Consider the following 18,518-nt stretch of genomic DNA (forward strand, 5'->3'; position numbering starts at 1 on the left):
GGGGGCGGGATCAGGCGGCGCGCAGACCGCGCGGGGTGCTCAGGCGCTGGATCAGCAGCAGGGCGAGGTCCAGCACCAGGGCGAGCGCGATCACCAGCAGGGAGCCGGCGATCATCTGGGGGTAGTTCTGGGAGCCGAGGCCCTGGAAGATGTACCGGCCCAGGCCCCCGTTGCCGACGTAGGCGGCGAGCATCGCGGTGGCCACGACCTGCACGGTCGCGCCGCGCACGCCACCGATCAGCAGCGGCATGCCCAGCGGGAGCTCGACCCGGGTGAGGACCTGCAGCTCGGTCATGCCCTGGGCGCGCGCGGCGTCGACGGTGGCGCGGTCGGCCGATTCGACGGCGGAGTAGGCGCCAGCCAGCAGGGACGGGATCGCGAGGATCACGAAGGACAGCAGCGGGGCGGTGAGCCCGATGCCCATCAGCAGCGCGAACAGGGTCACCAGGCCTAGGGTGGGCAGGGCGCGGGCGGCGCCGGCGGTCGCGACGACGAGGCCCTTGAACCGGCCGGTGTGGCCGACGGCCAGGCCCAGCGGGATCGCCAGCAGCGCGGCGAGCAGGATGCCGAGGGCGGTGTAGCCGAGGTGCTCGAGGGTGCGCAGCGGGATCCCGGCCGGTCCGCTCCAGCGGGAGGGTTCGGCGAGCCAGCGCAGCGATTCCACGAAGGGGCTGTCGTTCATGGCCTGCTCCCTTCGACGCGGCGGGTCCACGGCATGATCAACCGGCCCAGCAGCACCAGCAGCGCGTCGGTGAGCAGGGCGAGCACGGCGGTGAGCACGATGCCGGCGGCGATCTCCTCGACGATGCCGCGGCGCACCCCGTCGGTGAACAGCATCCCGAGGCTGGGCACGCCCAGCACGCCGCCGACGGTGACCAGCGAGATGGTGCTGACCGCCACCACCCTCACTCCCGCCAGCAGTACCGGACCGGCCAGCGGCAGCTCGACCTGCAGGAACCTCGCGGCCGGTGCGTAGCCCTGCGCGGTGGCGGAGCCGAGCACGTCGCGGCTCACGGAGCGGAAGGCGTCCGAGGCGGTGGGGACCATCAGCGCGAGCCCGTACAGCGACAGGGCGATCGCGATGTTCAGCGGGGAGCGCACGGAGGTGCCGATCAGTCCCGGCAGCAGCACGAACAGCGGCAGGGAGGGGATCGCGTACAACAGCCCCGAGGTGGTGGTCACCGAGGTGCGCAGCCAGCCGCGGGCGTTGGCGAGCTTCGCGAGCGGCAGGGACAGGAGGAACGCCACCAGGATCGGGGGCAGGGCCTGGACCAGGTGCGCTCCGGTGTAGGAGGCGAGCACATCGAGGTTGTCCAGGACCCAGGTCACGAGGGCCGCTCCCCGGCGAGGACGCCTGCGGCGCGGCCGTCGGCGTCGACCACCACGTCGCGGCCGTCCACCCGCTCGACGTGCAGGGTGCGGGCCCCGCGGTCGGCGCCGACGAAGCTGGCGACGAAGTCGTCGGCCGGGGCGGCGAGGATCTCCTGCGGGGTGCCGACCTGCGCGATGATCCCGCCGGGCCTCAGGATCACCACCCGGTCGCCGAGCAGGAACGCCTCGTCGATGTCGTGGGTGACGAACACGATCGTCTTGCGCAGCTCGTGCTGGAGGCGCTGCAGCTCGCGCTGGAGCTCGCTGCGCACGATCGGATCCACCGCCCCGAAGGGCTCGTCCATCAGCAGGATGTTCGGATCGGCGGCGAGGCCTCGGGCCACGCCCACGCGCTGCTGCTGGCCGCCTGAGAGCTGGGAGGGATAGCGGGAGGCGAGCGCGGGGTCCAGGCCCACCGTCTCCATCAGGTCGTGGGCGCGCTCGCGGGCCTCGCGCTTCGCGGTGCCGCGCAGCACGGGGACGGTGGTGATGTTGTCCAGCACGGTGCGGTGCGGGAGCAGTCCGGAGGCCTGCATGACGTAGCCGATGCTGCGGCGCAGCTGCACCGGGTCGAGCGCGGCGACGTCGTCGCCGTCGATGAGGACGCGGCCCGCGGTGGGCTCGACCATCCGGTTGACCATCCGCATCAGCGTGGTCTTGCCGGAGCCGGAGGAGCCCACCAGCACCAACGATTCATGCGAGGCGATCTCGAGGCTGAAGTCCTGCACGGCGAGCGTGCCGCCCGGGTACTCCTTGCGGACGTTCTCGAATGCGATCACGGAGACTCCCGGCGTGGTCGGACCGACGAGCGTTCACCGCCGGATGCTCCACCCTATCGATCAGGCCCCCGCGGCGGCGGTGCGCGGACCGGCCGGTCCGGGCCCGCCCGGGCGTGCGGCTCAGCCGCGGTAGGCGCCCTGGTAGACCGCGTCGAACGGCGTCGCGCCCTCCTGACGGTGCTCGATCGAGCTGGTGACCACGGCCTTCGCGGTGCGGGCGGCCTCCAGCGGGGTCGCGCCCTTGGCGAGCTCGGCGGTGACCGCGGCGGCGAGCGTGCAGCCCGCGCCGGAGACGCGGTGCTCGCCGATCTTCGGGCTGCGCAGCTCGACGGTCTGCTCGCCGTCGAAGAAGACGTCCACCGCGTCCTCGCCCTCGAGCACCACACCGCCCTTGGCCAGCACGATCACGCCGTAGCGCTCGTGGATGCGGCGTGCGGCCTCGGTGAGCTGCTCGATGTTCTCGATGCTGTCCATCCCGGAGAGGGTCAGCGCCTCGAAGTGGTTGGGGCTCACGAAGGTGGCCAGCGGCAGGATCTTCTCCTTGAGCGCGTTGTCGGTGTCCAGCGCGGCGCCGGGCTCCTGGCCCTTGCAGATCAGCACCGGGTCCAGCACCACGTTCGTGAAGGAGCGCTCGGCGAGCGAGGCGGCGACGGTGTCGATCGTGACGGGGGTGCCGAGCATGCCGATCTTCACGGTGTCGATCTCGTGGGCGGCGGTGGTGGCCTCGATCTGGTCCGCGATCACCTGCGGGTCCACGGGCACGAAGCGGTGGGCCCAGTCGTTCTTCGGATCGAAGGAGACGATGCAGGTCAGGGCTGCGGTGCCGAAGGTGCCGAGCTGCTGGAACGTCTTGAGGTCGGTCTGCGCGCCGGCGCCTCCGGTGGTCTCGGAGCCGGCGATGGTGAGGGCGACGTGAGTCATGGGGCCTTCCTTGGAGGTGTCGTCGTACGGCGCCGCGCACGCCCGGGCCCCACGGAGCATGGGGCCGACGGGGCTGTCGCCGCGGCGCTGACCGCGCGCTCCCAGGGCCCGGGACCCCGTGGGTCCCGCCTGCCCGTCGCAACGGTCCGGCCGCGCGCTCCCAGGCGCCGGAGCTCCCGAGGGAGCGCTCCGACCCGTCGCAGCGGCCGATCCTGCGATGGTAGCGCCTCCGGTACAGTGCCGGTCGTGCTGACGCCCGACCCGACGACGGAGCAGACCCCGCCTCCGTCCGCCGCCCCCTCCCGAGACGCTCCTGCGCGCTCGGGCGCGGCGGCGCTGCTCGGAGAGCACCTGCGCCCCACCCTGAAGTTCCTGCTGGTGGGCGGGATCGTGTTCCTGCTCGACGCGGCGATGTACAACCTGCTGGTGTTCTGGCATCCCACGCACGGCTGGGGCGAGGGGATCATGCACGGCAGCCCGCTGACCGCGAAGGTGATCGCGGTCGCGATCGCCTCGTGCCTGACCTACCTGGGCAACCGGCTGTGGACCTTCGGGGACCGCCCCCGCCCGGACACCACCCGCTCGATCATGATGTTCGTGCTGGTGAACCTCATCGCCGCGGGCCTGCAGCTTTCCTGCCTTGCGTTCTCGCGGTACGTGCTGGGCCTGGACTCGGTGCTCGCGGACAACATCTCCGGCACCGTCATCGGCCAGATCGTCTCCACCTCCTTCCGGTACGTCACCTACGGCCGCTTCGTCTTCCCCCGGCGCTGACCGATGCCCACCCTGCTCGCGAACCCCTCCGCACCCCTGGCCACGGGCCCCACCTGGCCCGGGGACTGGTCGACCTTCTGGCCTGACATGGTGATCGGCTGCGTGACCGGCCTGATCATCGGCCTGGCGCTGTGGCTGCTGCAGATCTGGGCCGATCAGCGCCATGCGCGCAAGGTGGCCAGGCGGGTCTCGCTGCGGATCGTGCAGCCGCTGCTGCTGGTGCTCCAGCGCCCCACCTACACGCAGGGGTTCAGCGAGATCTCCGTGCTGCCGCGCAAGCACCGCACGGCCCTGTCCCTCATCGAGCAGTCCGATCTGGACGACTGGCACGAGGAGCTGGCCACCGAGCTCACCGAGACGCTGCGGGACTACCGGGGCAGGCTGTGGAACCTCCAGGCCGACGCCGACGACCTCGAGCAGGCGGTCGAGCGCTGGTTCACGGTGCATCGCACCTCCCCGGTGGTGCGGGAGTGGGTGGAGGCGCGCCTGCTGGGCGCGAGCGAGGACTACCTGCGGGCGATGGTGCGCAGCGAGGACGACTACGAGGCGATCGCGGCCGCGGGCTCCCAGATCGTCTCGAGCCGTCTGGTGCGCAAGCATGCCCGGGCCTACGGGCAGGCACTGCGCAAGGCGGATCGGACGATGCAGAACCTGATGCCGATCCTCATCGAGAACGTGCGGCGGCGCTCGAACCGCTGAACGGCGCCGGACTCCGGGCGTCGGACTCTGAGAGACTCTGAGCATGGAGATCACCGGCCCCTGGACCCGTGCCGCCGCCGCTGCCGGCCTGCTGAAGGACGGCGTGGCCCGCCCCACCGTGTTCGCGCAGATGTCGGCGCGCGCCGCCGAGCACGGCGCGCTGAACCTCGGTCAGGGCTATCCCGACGACGCACCTCCGCAGGCGGTGACCGAGGCCGCCGTCGCGGCGATCCGTCGCGGGCAGAACCAGTACCCGCCCGGCGCCGGGGAGGCAGTGCTGCGCGAGGCGATCGCGGAGCACCAGGCCACCTGGTACGGGCTGCGCTGGGATCCCGCGCGCGAGGTGCTGGTGAGCACGGGCGCCACCGAGGCGCTCGCGGCGACGATCCTGGCGCTGGTGGAGCCAGGAGACGAGGTGATCACCCTCGAGCCGTTCTACGACCAGTACGCGGCGATGATCGCGCTGGCCGGCGGGGTGCACCGCACGGTGCCGCTGACCACCCGCACCGACGGCGCCACCGGGGACCTGGTGCTCGACGTCGACGAGGCGGAGCTGCGGGCCGCATTCTCGGAGCGCACCCGCCTGGTGCTGGTGAACACCCCGCACAACCCCACCGGGCTGATGCTGTGGGTGGGCGCCCTGCAGGCGATCGTCGAGGAGGCCAGCAGGCACGACGCCCTGATCGTCACCGACGAGGTCTACGAGCACCTCACCTTCGGACCGGCGCATCTGCCGATCGCGACCCTGCCCGGCGCGCAGGACCGCACCATCTCGATCTCCTCGGCGGGCAAGACCTTCTCGGTGACGGGCTGGAAGATCGGCTGGATCACCGCGCGCGAGGAGCTGCTCACCGCGATCACCGGGGTCAAGCAGTGGCTGACCTACTCCTCCGGGGCGCCCTTCCAACCGGCCGTCGCGGCGGGGCTGCGCCTGCCCGCCTCGGCCTTCCACGATCTCGCCGCCGAGCTGCGCTCGCGCCGGGATCTGCTCACTGACGGGCTGCGCGAGATCGGCTTCCGGGTGAGCGTGCCCGAGGCCGGGTACTTCACGGTCGCGGATGCTTCCCCGCTCGGGGAGCCCGACGCCGACGCGCTCGCCGAGCGCCTGCCCTCCGAGGCGGGAGTGGTCGCGATCCCGCTGTCGGCCTTCTACCGCGACGGCGCCGCCGGGGAGGCGAGCTCGTACCTGCGCCTGGCCTTCTGCAAGTCCCGCTCCACGATCGAGCAGGCGCTCGAACAGCTGGACACCTGGGCGGCGCCCCGACGCTGAAAGACAGGAAAAGCGATGATCTAAGTCCTCAGATTGTGACCACTGCGAGATGACACGGGAAGAAGAACGCCCCGAACGCAAATATCATATGAATCGCAGCAGTGATCGATCGTACACTTCTAGATCCTCGAAGGAGGAGCGCGCCCGCGCCAACGCCATGTCCGTCCCCCCGAACTCCCCTCCTGGCCAGGGAACACCGAATTCGTGGTACCCGACCTCCGCGAATGGAAGCGGTCCACGATTTCCCTCCAGCGTCCCGTCACAGCAGAGCCCCTACGGCTCTCCCTACGGGGTTCCGATCGACCACAGCCCCTACCCTGGCCGCCACAACGGAGGCCCGTACGAAACCCAGTACGGCATGCCTCCGGGGCAACAGCCTCCACCTCCGCAGCCCTCTGGTAGCGGAGGAGTCGTCAAATGGCTCGTCATCGGCTGCCTCGGTTGCGCCGGAATCCTCGTGCTCGGCTTCCTTGCGATGATCATTCTCGCGATCATCGATAGCCCGAGCTCAGACGAAAGCGCCGGATCCCGCCCGACCTCCACCATCGAATCCGGTGCGAGTGACGCTGGCGGAGCTGAAAGTACACCCGAGAGCACCAAGGCGGCCGACGAAGACGCACCTGCCGACGACGATGCCGGACCTGTTGACCCGTCGGCGATCGTCAAAGAGACCGACACCGCCACAGTCACCATCATCTCGACCGAACGAACTCAGGTACTGCGCGATTCCTGGTGGGAGTCCACGACCGACAACGAGTACTTCGTCATCGACATCAGCTATGAGAACAAGTCGTCCGAGAGTCTTAGCATCTGGGCGAGCGACATCATCCTCGTGGACACCGAGGGTCGTGAGCACGATGCGAACACCGATGTATCTCTAGCCCTCGAGAACCCCATCATCATCGAGGACGTCAACCCCGGCTTGACTATCACCGGAACCCTGGTCTACGAGACCCCGCCGGGAACCCAATTCAGTGAACTTCGGTTCGAGAGCAGGTACGGATCAGGGGAAGAGCTGACCATCAGTTTCGAGTAAATCTCCCTCTTCCCATGCGAAAAGAGCCCTCCTCCCTCTCCTTACGAGAAGGAGGAGGGCTCTCCCCATACTGCGCAGAACGCAATGGGAATCGGATCAGCCGCGGGCGGTGAACTGCTCGCCGTGGAAGGTGCGCCCGAGGGTGCGCGGGGAGGCGCCGGAGGCATCGAGGTACGGCGTGATGCCGCCGCGGTGACGGGGGAACCCGGCGCCGAGGATCAGCGCGAGGTCCACCTGCTCGGGCCGCTCGACCACGCCCGTCTCGAGCATCAGCGCGATCTCCTCGGCCAGTCCGTCCTGGACGGTCTCCAGCAGCGCGTCGCCGACGGGCGCCTCGGCGCCGCCGCTCGCGCCGGTGCCGAACACCTCGGCGACGGTGGGCGAGACCGGCGGGTGCACCGCGGACTTGCTGCGCTCGGTGAAGCGCGCCTTCCTCTCCGCCATCGCGGACAGGCCCGGGGAGGCGTGGAAGCGGTCGCCGAGCTCCTCGACCAGCACCGTGCCCACGTGATCGGCGACGGCCAGCCCCACCAGGTCCAGCAGGGCGAAGGGCCGCATCGGCATGCCCAGCGGGTCGAGCGAGGCGTCCACCTCGGCCGGGTCCGCGCCGGCGTCGACCGAGGCGAGCACCGCGCCGAGCACCCGGAACAGCAGACGGTTGACGATGAAGCCGGGAGCGTCGGCGCTGCGCACCGCGAACTTCCGCAGCCGGCGCACCACCTCGAGGCCGGTGGCGAGGGTGGTCTCGTCGGTGGCCTCGGTGTGGATCACCTCGACCAGCGGCATCTTCGCGACCGGGTTGAAGAAGTGCAGGCCCACCACTCGCTCGGGGTGGGCGAGGTCCTCCGCCATCCTCGTCACCGAGAGGGAGGAGGTGTTGGTGACCAGCAGGGCATCCTGCTCCAGCACGCTCTCGAGCTCGGCGAAGACGGACTTCTTGATCGCCAGCACCTCGGGGACGGCCTCGAGCACGAGGTCGCAGCCGGCGAGCTCCTGCAGGTCCGTGGTCGCGGAGAGGTTCCCGGCCACCGCGGTGGCGGTGGCCTCGTCGAGTCGGCCGCGGGCGGCGGCCTGGGCGATCACGTCGCGCGCGGCGCCCAGGCCCTTGGCGGCGATGTCCTCGTCGAGGTCGCGCATCACCACCGGGACCTGCAGGCCCAGCGCGAGCTGCGCGGCGATCTGGGAGGCCATCAGCCCGGCGCCGGCCACGCCCACCCGGCGGATCTCGCGGGCGCCGTCCACCGGGGTGCGGCCGGGCTTGCCGCGACGCAGCAGCTCGGCGGAGTACATCGAGCCGGCCGCGGCGTCGCTGCGCACGAGGTCCTCAAGCGCGGCGGCCTCGCGGGCGAGGGCCTCCTCGAGGGTGGAGCCGGGCAGGTCCTGCAGCAGCGCGAGGGCGCGGGCGGCGGCGGGCGCGCCCTGCGTCTCCAGTCGCGCCGTCCAGGTGCGGCGGGTCTCGGCGTGGCCGTGGGCGGCATCGAGCGCATCCAGCAGCGCCTCGGCCTCGGGGGTGCCTGCGGCGGGCACCGGGGCGGTGCGTCCGCCCCAGGCGCCGTCGGCCGCGAGCGCGCCGGAGGGCACGGACTCGGCGAGCGCGGGATCCACCACGTCGGCGTCGGCCTCATCGAGGTCGACGTGCGCGGCGACCAGGGCGGCGAACTCGTCGAGCGCCTCGTCGAGATCGGCGGCGAGCTCGTCGACCAGGCCGATCTCGAGGGCCTGCTCGGCGCTGAGCTGCGTGTCGCGCGCGGGATCCTCGAGGATCATCCGCACGGCGGTCTCGGCGCCGACGACGGACTGCAGCAGGGTGGTCCCGCCCCAGCCGGGCAGGATCCCCAGGCCCGTCTCGGGCAGGCCGAGCCCGCGCACGCCCGCGGCGGCGGTGCGCACGTCGGCCATCAGCGCGACCTCGAGGCCGCCGCCGAGCGCGACGCCGTTGAGGTGGGCGAGCACGGGGACGGGGCTGGTGCGCACGCGCACCTGCATGTCATGGGCCTGGCGGGTCAAGCTCTCGACGCTCGCGGCGGCGGTGGGATCGGCGAACATCGACAGGTCGGCGCCGGCGAGGAAGACGCGGCCGGTGCCGGTCATCGCGATGGCCTGGATCTCCCCGGCCTCGGCACGGTCCAGCGCGGCGCCGAGCGCCCCGGTGACGGCCTCGATCGACTGCGGGCCGAGTGTCGCGGGGCGGCGCTCCTCGCCCTCCGGCGGGGCGAAGGTCAGCACTGCCACCGTGCCCAGCCCGGGGTGCTCTCGATCCTCGGCGAGGACTCGGGTGACGTGCTCGGTGTAGCTGCTCATCAGTGACCTTTCGCGATCTCTTCGTCGAGGGCAGGCGACTCCCCGCACAGTTGTCTGATACCGGGGGTTTCAGGTAGATCATGCCTCACATCGGCACAGGGTGTCCACCGCGCCCGCCTCGCAGCCTGCGCCGCAGCCCCCACCGTTCCGGGGCGCTCAGGGCATCTCGATCCAGGCGCCCTCCTCGAGCTCCTGCCCGGCGTCGATGAGGACGAAGTGACCGCCGCGGCCGACGTCGTCGGACATCTCGATCACGAGCTCGGAGACGAACTCCTCCCCCGGATCGGCGCCGACCTGCTCGATGTCCTCGTCATGGCGCGGGGTGACCACGTAGACCTGTCGGTGGATGGTGTCCTCCGGGCCCACGTAGGCGCACTGGATCCATGCGGCGTAGCCGCCGTCGAAGGGGGTCTCGCCGTGGTGGACGCCCTCGAGCGTGAACATCACGTACCGCCGGCCCTCGCCGGGCTCCGCGGTGAAGGAGTTCGCGTCCAGGATCTCCTGGGTCGCGTCCCAGTCCACCGCGGTCACGGCCACTTCGACCTCCGCCTCGACCTTGGCCGGCTGCAGCGGGAAGGAGGCGCCGAAGGGGACGGCCTGCTCGCGTCCCACCGGGATGTCCGCAAGAGGCTCGCCCGTCGGCGGGGCGGCGTCCTCGGTGCTCTGCTCGGCCGGCTCGTCGTCGGCGCCCTCGGCCTCGCCGCCGGACCCCGAGCGCTCTGCGGGCTCCGACTCCCCGGCCGAGGCGGGGCTCTCGTGCTCACCGGCCACCGGGGCGCCGCCGTCGTCCTGCAGCGCCCGGACGCCGAAGAAGCCGCCCACGCCGAGCAGCAGGCCCGCGATCACGGACAGGCAGCCGACGGCGGCATAGAAGCCGGTGCGCGGCCGACGCTCGGGCAGCCGCTGGGTGGGGGCGGTCAGGCGCGTGGTGCGGTGGTCCATCGCGGCGCGGTGGTCCCTTCTCCTCGTACGGGCACAGCGTGCGGCGGCACGGCCGCGGCCTGCGGGTCACGCTAGCGCACCCGGGCGGCGGCCTCAGGTGCCGACGTAGAGGATCTCCCCGGTGTAGGTCTCCACCCCCAGGCGGAAGGACTCGATCTCGGTCTCGGGGACCAGGAAGGCGCTGCGGAAGGTCGCGCTGCGTCCGCTCTCGAGCGGGCTGATCGCCGTCATCGGGTCGGGGACGAGGCCCTCGCCGATGTCCGGGAAGTAGCTGCGCTCTGATTCTCCGGTGAGCCAGAGTTCCTCGGCGGGGGCGAGCTGACCTGGCCCGTCGTAGCGCACCTCGTAGGTCGCCAGCACCAGGCGGTAGCCGTCCTGGAGGAGGGTCTCCTCCTGGGCGGCGGGGGCGGTGGCGTCGAGGTCCACCTCGAGCGCGGTGACCGAGATGGTGCCGTCGGTCCAGGTGCTCCAGCTGAGGGTGTGCTCGCCGGGGGCGGCGGGCTGCTCGAAGCCGCCGGTGCCGTCGGAGATCTCGCGCCCCGACTGGTCGGTGACGGTGCCGGGCTCACGCTCCGGGGAGGCGCTCTGATCCGGTGCGGTCGCCTGCACGGTGGTGGTCGCGACGGGCTCGGGGGAATGCCCGAGCCGCTGCAGGCCGCCCATCACCAGGGCGACGGTGGCGACCAGGGCGGTCGCCTGGACCAGGACGATCGCGACGATCGCCCAGGCGGGCAGCGCGCCCCGTCGGCCCGCGAGCGGATCCGGCGCGGTGGGCTCCGGCGCGGTGGGGCCGACGCGATCGCCGCCGCCGCGGGGCTGCTCGCCCGCGCGTTCGGGCATGACGAGGAGCTCCGGCTCGGAGGGGACGGTGTGCTCCTCCCACTCGTAGCCGGTGGGAGACTCCCGACCCTGCGCCATGGGTACGAGCATAGGGCGCTGCGCCAGCGTCCCAGCACCGGGTCGCTGCGCGCCCCGTGACAGTGCGGCGGCTAGGCCGTACGGTGGAGCGAGCCCGACGAGAGGATGCGATGCACGCCCCGGACCGGACCACCCCGACAGACCACACCGGCCCCGCAGGCCGCACCGACCAGCGGGCGCATCGGGTACCGGCGCGGACCCACCTGCTCGGCGCCGTGCTCTACACCGTCGGGGTCTGCGGGATTCTCGGGGGCTTCCCCTCGCCCCTGGCCGAACTGGGGCTCGGGCTCGGGGCCCTGCTCCTGGCGATCGGGACGATCATCGTCTCCCGCGCCCAGCTCCATCACCACGGACGCACCACCTCCTATCCCGTGATCGGCGGCCCCCGCTCCCTGCTCACCGCCTGGATCGCGGCAGGACCGCTCCTGTTCCTCTTCCTGCTCCCCGCCGCCACGCCGATGCGCGTGCCCGTTCTCCTCGCGCTCCTGCTCGGCACGGTCTTCTACGCGGTGTTCCGCCTCCAGGACGCCGACCTCAGCGCGGCAGCCTCAGCCGCTTCGTCCCGGTAGGGCGAGCCGGGACGCACCACCCGCTACGGTCATCCCATGGATCACAGCACGGCATGGCCGCAGCGGCTCGAGGACGTGGACCGCAGCGATGATGCGCTGCGGGCCTGGGTGGCGGAGCGGATCCGCCGGCTGGAGGCCGACGGGCGGCGCAGCGCCGACACGCACCTGGTGAGCGTCGACCTGCCGCCGGAGTGGGACATCCAGCTGTACCTCAAGGACGAGTCCACCCACGCCTCGGGCAGCCTGAAGCATCGTCTGGCACGGTCGCTGTTCCTGTTCGCGCTGGTCAACGGTCAGCTCCGCCCCGGGATGCCGGTGATCGAGGCGTCCTCGGGCTCGACGGCCGTGAGCGAGGCGCACGTGGCGCGGATGCTGGGCATCCCCTTCGTCGCGGTGATCCCCCGCGGCACCAGCTCCCGCAAGATCGCCCTGATCGAGGCGGCGGGCGGGCACTGCCACGTGGTCGAGGGCGCGGAGTCGATGAGCCGGGAGGCGCAGCGCCTGGCCGAGGAGCGCGGCGGACTGTTCCTGGACCAGTTCACCCACGCCGAGCGCGCCACGGACTGGCGGGGCAACAACTCGATCGCCGTCAGCGCCCTGTCCCAGCTCGAGCTCGAACCGCATCCGGTGCCGCGCTGGATCGTCGTCGGCGCCGGCACGGGAGGCACCAGCGCGACCTTCGGGCGCCTGCTGCGCTACCGCAGCCTGCGCACCTCGCTGTGCGTCGCCGACGTCGAGAACTCGGCGTTCTTCGAGGGCTGGGTGCGGCAGGACCCGCACCACACCACCGACCGGGGCTCGCGCATCGAGGGGATCGGTCGCCCGCAGGTCGAGCCGAGCTTCGTGCCCGGGGTGGTGGACCGGATGATCCGGGTGCCCGACGCCGCCTCGGTCGCCGCCGCACGATACCTCTCGGAGCACCTGGGCCGGCGCGTCGGCGCCTCGACCGGCACCAACCTGGTGGCCGCCGCGCAGCTGATCGCACAGATGCGCGAGCGCGGCGAGAGCGGCTCGGTGCTGACCCTGCTGTGCGATCCGGGCGATCGCTACGCGGACACCTACTTCGACGACGACTGGGTCGCCTCGCAGGGCTGGGAGCTGGGCCCCTGGCGCGAGGCGCTCGAGCGGATGCTCCCGCTCGGACGGCGCTGAGCCCGCCGGGCGTCGACGGCTCTGGTCACTCCGCTCCCCCGGGGGTCGGCTCGCCCCGCCAGATCAGCCCCACATGCCCGCGCGCCGAGGACGGCGTCTCCGGCCCGTCGACCCCCGGGTCCTGGGGCCTCACCTCGACCACGTGGAGCAGGCCGTGCGGACCGAGGTCGAGCCGATCCCCCGCCGTGACGTCGTGAGTGCTCGTGGACTCGGGGAGCGTCACGTGCAGCCGCGCGCGAGCCCGCCGCCGGCCCGTCGCCGGATCCGCTGCCGTCCGAGCGCTCATCACCCCGATCCGGGCCGGTCCGAGCCGGGCCTGCGTGCTCTGCAGGATCAGAGCCTCGACGGCCCCGTCCTCGGCCGGCACCACCAGGGTGCGTCTGCGTGCGTCGGTCATCTCTCCTCCACCCACTGGTCCCTCGGCGGTGCCACGTACACCGAGTCGATGTTCGCCATGATCTGCTCGGGCGTCAGATGCGGTGCCCGATCGCCGTTGCCCCCGGTGTAGTCGCTTCCTGCGCCCCACGGGTTCTCGAGATGGATGGTGGACCCGTTCGCCCCCGCCACCAGGTAGGCATGGTTCTCCACGAGCGAGACACCCTCCCGGTCCGCGTCGCTGTTCTCGGTGCCCAGGACGACGGTGTAGCCCTGGTCCTGCAGCGCTTCGATCGCCCGCGCATCGAGCGTCCTCCCGGACCCGAAGCTCTCGATGTCCCATCCGAGCCCCGTGCCCGAGACGGGGTCCTGCAGGATCTGCAGGTCCTGCGGCATCGGCACACCGGTGACGGCCTCGACCACGGTGCCGGCAGAGCCCGCGTAGGTGCCGTCCTCCTCGAGCACGCCGTGCTGGACGAGCGCGGCCTCGTAGAGCGTCATCCAGTTCTGCAGCCCGTCCGAGCCGCGCGCGCCGTTGTTGATGACCTCGCCGTCGACCGTGACCGTTACCGGCTTCCCGTCCTGGTACAGGGTGACCTCGTAGTGCTCCGGACCGATCTGCTCGATGCGGTCCATGAAGTACTGCGGATCCTGCTCCGAGAGACCGCCGAGCATGGCGATCGTGATGCAGTTCGGGACCCCCTCCTGGTTCATCGAGGCGATCCCGTACTCCGCAGGGTCGTCGATCGGAATGTCGTCGCGCAGGTTCCGCCTGCCGGTGAACGGGTTGAGACCGCCGTCGAAGCCGAAGAAGCCGTTGTGCCAGCCGATCCAGGCGAAGCCGGTGTCGTCGTACTCGGCGGCGCCGTCCTCCGCGATGCCGGCGGGACCGCCCTCGACGGCGGAGGCCCGCTCCTGCGCCTGCGCGTGCTCGTCGAGCTCGTCGCCGCGCACGGCGAGCGCCTCGAGAGTCGACCGCCACTGGGCGCTGACCCCCTGCCAGCGCGTGCGGAGCTGCTCGGCGTCCTCGCCCACCCAGGTCACCGTGCGCACGGCGCTGTCGAGCGCGTCATGCAGCTGGGCTGCACGCCGTCCCTCCTCGCGCGTCCTCACAGCCAGCTGCTCCAGCTGTTCGGTCCGTGCTCCCCAGAACATCCCGTCCCCCCGTCGTCTCGATAGGGGAACCCTAGGAGAGGGAGCACCGCCTGACCATGGGGAGCACTCCCCAGTGAGAGCTCCCCGGTGAGAGCTCGCGGGAGAGCTCTCCGGGCGGACACGATCTTCGTCGGCATGGCCCACAACCCGCTGGTCGAGCAGTGGTGCGAAGCGCTCGTGGCACGCGGCCCCCGCCTGCACATGCACCGGCCCCGGCATCTGGGCGCGCCCCTGTGACGGCCCGCTCGGGGCGTTGGTCCCGCGCCCCGGGAGATCCGCGCGGAAGGATCGACCTGACCTGCACCGACCCGTATGACGTGGAGTGGACCCGATGACCGTCGTCAAGATCAACCGCCTGGCCGTTCCCGAGGGGAAGCACGAGGAGCTCGAGAAGCGCTTCGCGCAGCGCAAGCACTCGGTGGACCAGGCTCCCGGCTTCGAAGGCTTCGAGCTGCTGCGCCCGGTCGGGGAGGGGAGCAGTACTTCGTGGTGACACGCTGGGCCGACGACGAGAGCTTCCGCGCCTGGGCTGCGCAGCGCTCGCCCCGCGACCCGTCCCAGACCGTCTCGCCCGCCGAGGGGATCCTCGAGTTCGAGGTCGTGGACCTGGACTGAGGTCGCGTCACGAAGGACGGCGCGCGACTCCTCCTCGTGAGGGGTCGCGCGCCATCTCTTCTCGGCAGGCCTCAGCGGCCGCGTCGCACCGGGGTCGGCTCAGCCCTGGGGCAGACGGGTGAACAGGTAGCAGGCGCGGTCGCCGTCGAACCCGCTCTGGGCGGTGGCGTACCAGGTGCCGTCGCCGTCCTCATCGGGCGTGCCGGTCACCTCGCACGTCCCGTGCTCGCCGCCGTCGGCGACCTCGCACTCGGCGGTCAGATCTGCCGGCAGCTCACCATCGTGGCTGTGGCCCATCATCACTGCGGAGGTCACGTCCTCCGCGAGGTCCTCGTCGGTGACCTGTGAGAGGTCGTTCTCGGCAGTCACCTGGAGCGCGTGCTCCGCACCGGGGGCGACGGGCAGGTCGGGGGCACCCTGGCCGCTCACGCCGAACAGCATCGCGGTGCCGTCGAAGCCGGTGGAGACCATCCGCACCTGCGCGGTCCGGGTCGTATCGCTCCCGTCCATGGCGGCGAAGGTGCAGGTCGCGGCGGAGCCGTCGAGCTCGGCCGTGCCCTCGCAGGTCGCGCCGGTGCCGGCGAGGAACTCGGTGCCCTCGATCCCCTCGGCGCTCATGGCGGTGACGGGCTGGCTGCCGTGCAGGGTCAGCATCGCGAGGTAGGCGGAGGCGTCCTCCGGGGCGAAGCGCTGCGTGGAGACGGTGCCGGACCAGTCCTGGGGCAGAGCCCCCTCGGCAGGGGCGGAGTCCTCGCCGCCCGTCGCACGGGCCTGCACCTCACCTCCTGCAGAGCGTTCGCCGGAGGCGGATGGGCCGTGCAGAGCGGGGCCGGTGCCGCACCCTGCGGCGAGCACCGCCACCGCACCGATCGTGAGGAGCTGTGCGCCGTAGCGGCGAACCCTGGTGGACAAGGCCATGGGAGCGTCCCTCCTTGCTGGACAGCAGCCACCGAACGATGACCACACCACGGACTTTACGATCTCTTGACCGTTGTGCGCACGCTTCTTTGCAAGGTCTCCTCAAGCGTGTCGCGGCGGCCTTCCGCGGCGCTCACGCGAACGCGCTGACCCCGGTGATCGAGCGGCCCACGATGAGCGACTGCATGGTGTCGGTGCCCTCGTAAGTGTGCAGCGCCTCGATGTCGCTGCGGTGGCGCACCACCCGGTTCTCGAGCAGGATCCCCGAGCCGCCCAGCAGGTCACGGGCGTTCGAGGCGATCTCGCGGGCGGCGCGGGTGTTGTGCACCTTGGCGAGGGAGGCCTGCTCGGGCCGGATGCTGCCCGCCGCCTCGAGCTGGGCCAGGCGCAGGCAGTACAGCTGCATCGCGGTGAGGGTCTGCAGCATGTCGCTGAGCCGCACCTGCACGTGCTGGGCCTTGGCCAGCGGCCGGCCGAACTGGATCCGGGTCCGGGCGTGCTCAAGGGCCGCCTCGTAGCAGGCGGTCGCGTGGCCCAGGGCGCCCCAGGCCACGCCGGCGCGGGTGGCGAACAGGACCTTCGAGGTGTCCTTGAAGGACCGGGCGCCGGGCAAGCGCTGGTCCAGGGGGATCCGCACGTCGGTGAGGGTGACGTGGGCCTGATGGATGGCGCGCAGCGCGACCTTGCCGCGGATCACCTCGGCTCGGTAGCCGGGCAGCGACTGGTCCACGAGGAAGCCGGAGACCTGCCCGTGCAGCTCGGGCTGGGAGTCGTCGTCCACCCGCGCCCAGACCACGGAGAGGTGGCAGCCGGCGCCGTTGCCGATCCAGCGCTTCTCGCCCGAGAGCACCCAGCTGTCCCCGTCGCGCCGGGCGACGGTCTCCAGGGAGACGGAGTCGGAGCCGTGATCAGGCTCGGTGAGCGCGAAGGCGGCGAGCTCGGAGCCGCTCGCGAGCGGCTCGGCCCAGCGCTGCTTCTGCTCCTCGGAGCCCAGCAGCATGATCGAGCGCAGGGCGAGGCCGCCCTGGACGCCCACCATGGTGCCGACGCTGCCGTCGAGACGGGACAGCTCCATGTTCACCAGGCCCGTCGCGAGCGGGGAGAGGGTGCGCCGGCCGGGCACGTCGAGCCCGTCGGTGAGCAGGTCGAGCTCGCCGAGGCGGGCAATCAGCTCGATCGGGTACTCGCCGCGGTCCCACCAGTCGTTGATCTGCGGGAGCACCTCGTCGGCGAGCGAGCGGGCGTCGGCCCAGGCGCGCAGGTCCTCGCCGGCGACGTCCTGGAACAGGGCGAGATGGTCGGCGGCGGTGGGGAGCAGCTCGGCCGGCGCGGCGGCGGTGGCATCGGGCGGGGAGACCACGGCGCGGCCTGTGACCACGGAGTCGCGGCGCTCCTGGCCGCCGGGGTCGATGGTGCCGCCGAGGGAGATCTGTCCGGGGTCGTTGCTGATGGTCATCACTTGATCCTCTCGATGATCAGGGCCATGCCCTGCCCGCCGCCGACGCAGAGGGTGGCCAGGCCGAAGCGGCCGTCGCGCTCGGCGAGGCCGTTGAGCAGGGTGGTGGTCATGCGGGCACCGGTGGAGCCCCAGGGGTGGCCGAGCGCGATCGCTCCGCCGTGGACGTTGAGCCGGTCGTGGTCGATGCCGAGGTCCTCGGCGGCGGGGAGCACCTGCGCGGCGAAGGCCTCGTTGAACTCGACCAGGTCGATGTCCTCGATGGTCATGTCGGCGAGGGCGAGCGCCCTGCGGGTCGCCTCCACCGGGCCGAGGCCCATGATCTCGGGGCTGAGGCCGGAGACGCCGGTGGCGACCACGCGGGCGAGCGGGGTGATGCCGAGCTCCTTCGCGTAGGTCGCCTCCATGATCACGAGCGCGGCGGCGCCGTCGTTGAGGGGGCAGCAGTTGCCGGCGGTGACGGTGCCCTCCGGGCGGAAGACGGGGTCCAGGGCGCTGACGGCCTCGAGGGTGACGCCGTCGCGCGGGGAGTCGTCACGGCTGATCACGGTGCCGTCGGGCAGGGTGACGGGGGTGATGTCGCGGTCGAAGAATCCGGACGCCTTCGCGGCCTCGGCGCGGTTCTGGGAGCGCACAGCGTACTCGTCCTGGGCCTGGCGGGTGATGCCGCGCAGCTCGGCGACGTTCTCGGCGGTCTGGCCCATGGCGATGTAGGCGTCGGGCAGCTCGCCGTCCTCGCGCGGATCGTGCCAGGGGGCGGGGATCTCGCGGGCGGCGCGCTTCTCGGTGCGCTCCCAGGCGGGCTGGAACAGCGGGTCGCGGGAGTCCTCCTCCATGAGCTTGCCGCTGCTGGAGGAGATCGACTCGACGCCCGCGGAGATCACGGCGCGGGCCTCGCCCGAGACGATCGCGTGGAAGGCGCTGCGGGTGGTCTCGATCGAGGAGGCGCAGAAGCGGGTGACGGTCGCGCCGGGCACGGAGTCCAGGCCCAGCCGCACCGCGACGGTGCGGGCGAGGTTGCCGCCCTGCTGACCCTCGGGGATCGCGCAGCCCAGCTGGAGATCGTCGATCGTGGTGGGGTCGAGCTGGGGCACCTGGTCCAGGGCCGCCTGGATCATCTGGCCCACGAGGTCGTCGGGGCGGAGGTCCTTGAGCGCCCCCTTGCGGGCGCGGCCGATGGGTGAGCGGGCGGTGGCGACGATGACGGCCTCGGGCACGTGGAATCTCCTTCGACGGCGGTGTCTGCGGGGGCGGTCCGCCGGGACCG

Annotated in this window: 18 protein-coding genes and 1 pseudogene; 7 read left to right on the forward strand and 12 right to left on the reverse strand. The window is 71.9% G+C overall.

All coding sequences use genetic code 11. The features are described 5' to 3' along the window. Positions 1 to 10: 10 nt before the first annotated feature. The 4 genes from BN4251_RS16030 to BN4251_RS16045 all read right to left on the reverse strand — a co-directional run bounded on the left by BN4251_RS16030 (position 11) and on the right by BN4251_RS16045 (position 3,071). Complete coding sequence (locus BN4251_RS16030; protein WP_087486007.1) at positions 11 to 682, reverse strand: ABC transporter permease; 672 nt, start codon at positions 680 to 682, stop codon at positions 11 to 13. After that, positions 679 to 1,329: an ABC transporter permease gene (locus tag BN4251_RS16035; protein WP_087486008.1), complete on the reverse strand. Its 651-nt coding sequence runs from the start codon at positions 1,327 to 1,329 to the stop codon at positions 679 to 681. Before BN4251_RS16035 ends, BN4251_RS16030 begins: the two co-directional genes overlap by 4 nt. Further along, on the reverse strand, positions 1,326 to 2,150 hold the full coding sequence (locus tag BN4251_RS16040; protein WP_087486009.1) for an ABC transporter ATP-binding protein: 825 nt from the start codon (positions 2,148 to 2,150) through the stop codon (positions 1,326 to 1,328). Before BN4251_RS16040 ends, BN4251_RS16035 begins: the two co-directional genes overlap by 4 nt. A 120-nt stretch (positions 2,151 to 2,270) precedes the next feature. Continuing rightward, a complete protein-coding gene (locus tag BN4251_RS16045) occupies positions 2,271 to 3,071 on the reverse strand; it encodes a hydroxymethylpyrimidine/phosphomethylpyrimidine kinase (protein WP_087486010.1) in 801 nt (266 codons plus the stop codon). Between the two features lie 246 nt (positions 3,072 to 3,317). Between BN4251_RS16045 and BN4251_RS16050 the strand changes: the two genes are divergently transcribed. The 4 genes from BN4251_RS16050 to BN4251_RS18375 all read left to right on the forward strand — a co-directional run bounded on the left by BN4251_RS16050 (position 3,318) and on the right by BN4251_RS18375 (position 6,850). Further along, on the forward strand, positions 3,318 to 3,845 hold the full coding sequence (locus tag BN4251_RS16050) for a GtrA family protein (RefSeq protein WP_245810391.1): 528 nt from the start codon (positions 3,318 to 3,320) through the stop codon (positions 3,843 to 3,845). 3 nt (positions 3,846 to 3,848) lie between these two features. Next, positions 3,849 to 4,544: a hypothetical protein gene (locus tag BN4251_RS16055; protein WP_087486012.1), complete on the forward strand. Its 696-nt coding sequence runs from the start codon at positions 3,849 to 3,851 to the stop codon at positions 4,542 to 4,544. A 43-nt stretch (positions 4,545 to 4,587) separates the two neighbouring features. After that, entirely contained in the window at positions 4,588 to 5,814 is a 1,227-nt protein-coding gene (locus BN4251_RS16060; protein ID WP_087486013.1) for an aminotransferase class I/II-fold pyridoxal phosphate-dependent enzyme, read from the forward strand. Positions 5,815 to 6,271: 457 nt separating this feature from the next. Next, positions 6,272 to 6,850 carry a DUF4352 domain-containing protein gene (locus BN4251_RS18375; protein WP_170932008.1) on the forward strand — a complete coding sequence of 193 codons (579 nt, stop codon included), beginning with the start codon at positions 6,272 to 6,274 and terminating at the stop codon, positions 6,848 to 6,850. A 96-nt stretch (positions 6,851 to 6,946) separates the two neighbouring features. On the opposite strand, the gene BN4251_RS16070 is transcribed toward BN4251_RS18375, so the two are convergent. The 3 genes from BN4251_RS16070 to BN4251_RS16080 form a co-directional block, all read right to left on the reverse strand. Further along, on the reverse strand, positions 6,947 to 9,151 hold the full coding sequence (locus BN4251_RS16070; protein ID WP_087486015.1) for a 3-hydroxyacyl-CoA dehydrogenase NAD-binding domain-containing protein: 2,205 nt from the start codon (positions 9,149 to 9,151) through the stop codon (positions 6,947 to 6,949). A 156-nt stretch (positions 9,152 to 9,307) separates the two neighbouring features. Further along, positions 9,308 to 10,093: a hypothetical protein gene (locus tag BN4251_RS16075; RefSeq protein ID WP_087486016.1), complete on the reverse strand. Its 786-nt coding sequence runs from the start codon at positions 10,091 to 10,093 to the stop codon at positions 9,308 to 9,310. Positions 10,094 to 10,186: 93 nt separating this feature from the next. After that, positions 10,187 to 11,011 carry a hypothetical protein gene (locus tag BN4251_RS16080; RefSeq protein WP_087486017.1) on the reverse strand — a complete coding sequence of 275 codons (825 nt, stop codon included), beginning with the start codon at positions 11,009 to 11,011 and terminating at the stop codon, positions 10,187 to 10,189. Between the two features lie 110 nt (positions 11,012 to 11,121). On the opposite strand from BN4251_RS16080, the gene BN4251_RS16085 reads away from it, so the two are divergent. Continuing rightward, positions 11,122 to 11,580 (forward strand): hypothetical protein, encoded by a 459-nt coding sequence (locus tag BN4251_RS16085; RefSeq protein WP_087486018.1) that lies wholly within the window; start codon positions 11,122 to 11,124, stop codon positions 11,578 to 11,580. Positions 11,581 to 11,616: 36 nt separating this feature from the next. Then, positions 11,617 to 12,732: a PLP-dependent cysteine synthase family protein gene (locus BN4251_RS16090; RefSeq protein ID WP_087486019.1), complete on the forward strand. Its 1,116-nt coding sequence runs from the start codon at positions 11,617 to 11,619 to the stop codon at positions 12,730 to 12,732. Positions 12,733 to 12,757: 25 nt separating this feature from the next. Here BN4251_RS16090 and BN4251_RS16095 read toward each other — a convergent pair whose 3' ends face one another. Then, positions 12,758 to 13,129, reverse strand: a complete 372-nt coding sequence (locus BN4251_RS16095) for a hypothetical protein (protein WP_087486020.1) — start codon at positions 13,127 to 13,129, stop codon at positions 12,758 to 12,760. Then, on the reverse strand, positions 13,126 to 14,220 hold the full coding sequence (locus BN4251_RS16100) for a hypothetical protein (protein WP_140398466.1): 1,095 nt from the start codon (positions 14,218 to 14,220) through the stop codon (positions 13,126 to 13,128). The genes BN4251_RS16095 and BN4251_RS16100 overlap by 4 nt, the downstream gene beginning before the upstream one ends. Positions 14,221 to 14,593: 373 nt before the next feature. On the opposite strand from BN4251_RS16100, the pseudogene BN4251_RS16105 reads away from it, so the two are divergent. Further along, a pseudogene (locus BN4251_RS16105) lies at positions 14,594 to 14,877 on the forward strand (antibiotic biosynthesis monooxygenase family protein). Positions 14,878 to 14,976: 99 nt separating this feature from the next. Here the strand turns inward: BN4251_RS16105 and BN4251_RS16110 are convergent. The 3 genes from BN4251_RS16110 to BN4251_RS16120 form a co-directional block, all read right to left on the reverse strand. Further along, on the reverse strand, positions 14,977 to 15,795 hold the full coding sequence (locus BN4251_RS16110) for a hypothetical protein (protein ID WP_087486022.1): 819 nt from the start codon (positions 15,793 to 15,795) through the stop codon (positions 14,977 to 14,979). A 133-nt stretch (positions 15,796 to 15,928) separates the two neighbouring features. Further along, a complete protein-coding gene (locus BN4251_RS16115; protein WP_087486023.1) occupies positions 15,929 to 17,251 on the reverse strand; it encodes an acyl-CoA dehydrogenase family protein in 1,323 nt (440 codons plus the stop codon). Then, positions 17,251 to 18,468 (reverse strand): acetyl-CoA C-acetyltransferase, encoded by a 1,218-nt coding sequence (locus BN4251_RS16120; RefSeq protein ID WP_087486024.1) that lies wholly within the window; start codon positions 18,466 to 18,468, stop codon positions 17,251 to 17,253. Before BN4251_RS16120 ends, BN4251_RS16115 begins: the two co-directional genes overlap by 1 nt. Between the last annotated feature and the right edge of the window lie 50 nt (positions 18,469 to 18,518).

It is taken from the genome of Brachybacterium massiliense (assembly GCF_900184245.1).
In the GTDB taxonomy this organism is placed as follows: Bacteria; Actinomycetota; Actinomycetes; order Actinomycetales; family Dermabacteraceae; genus Brachybacterium; species Brachybacterium massiliense.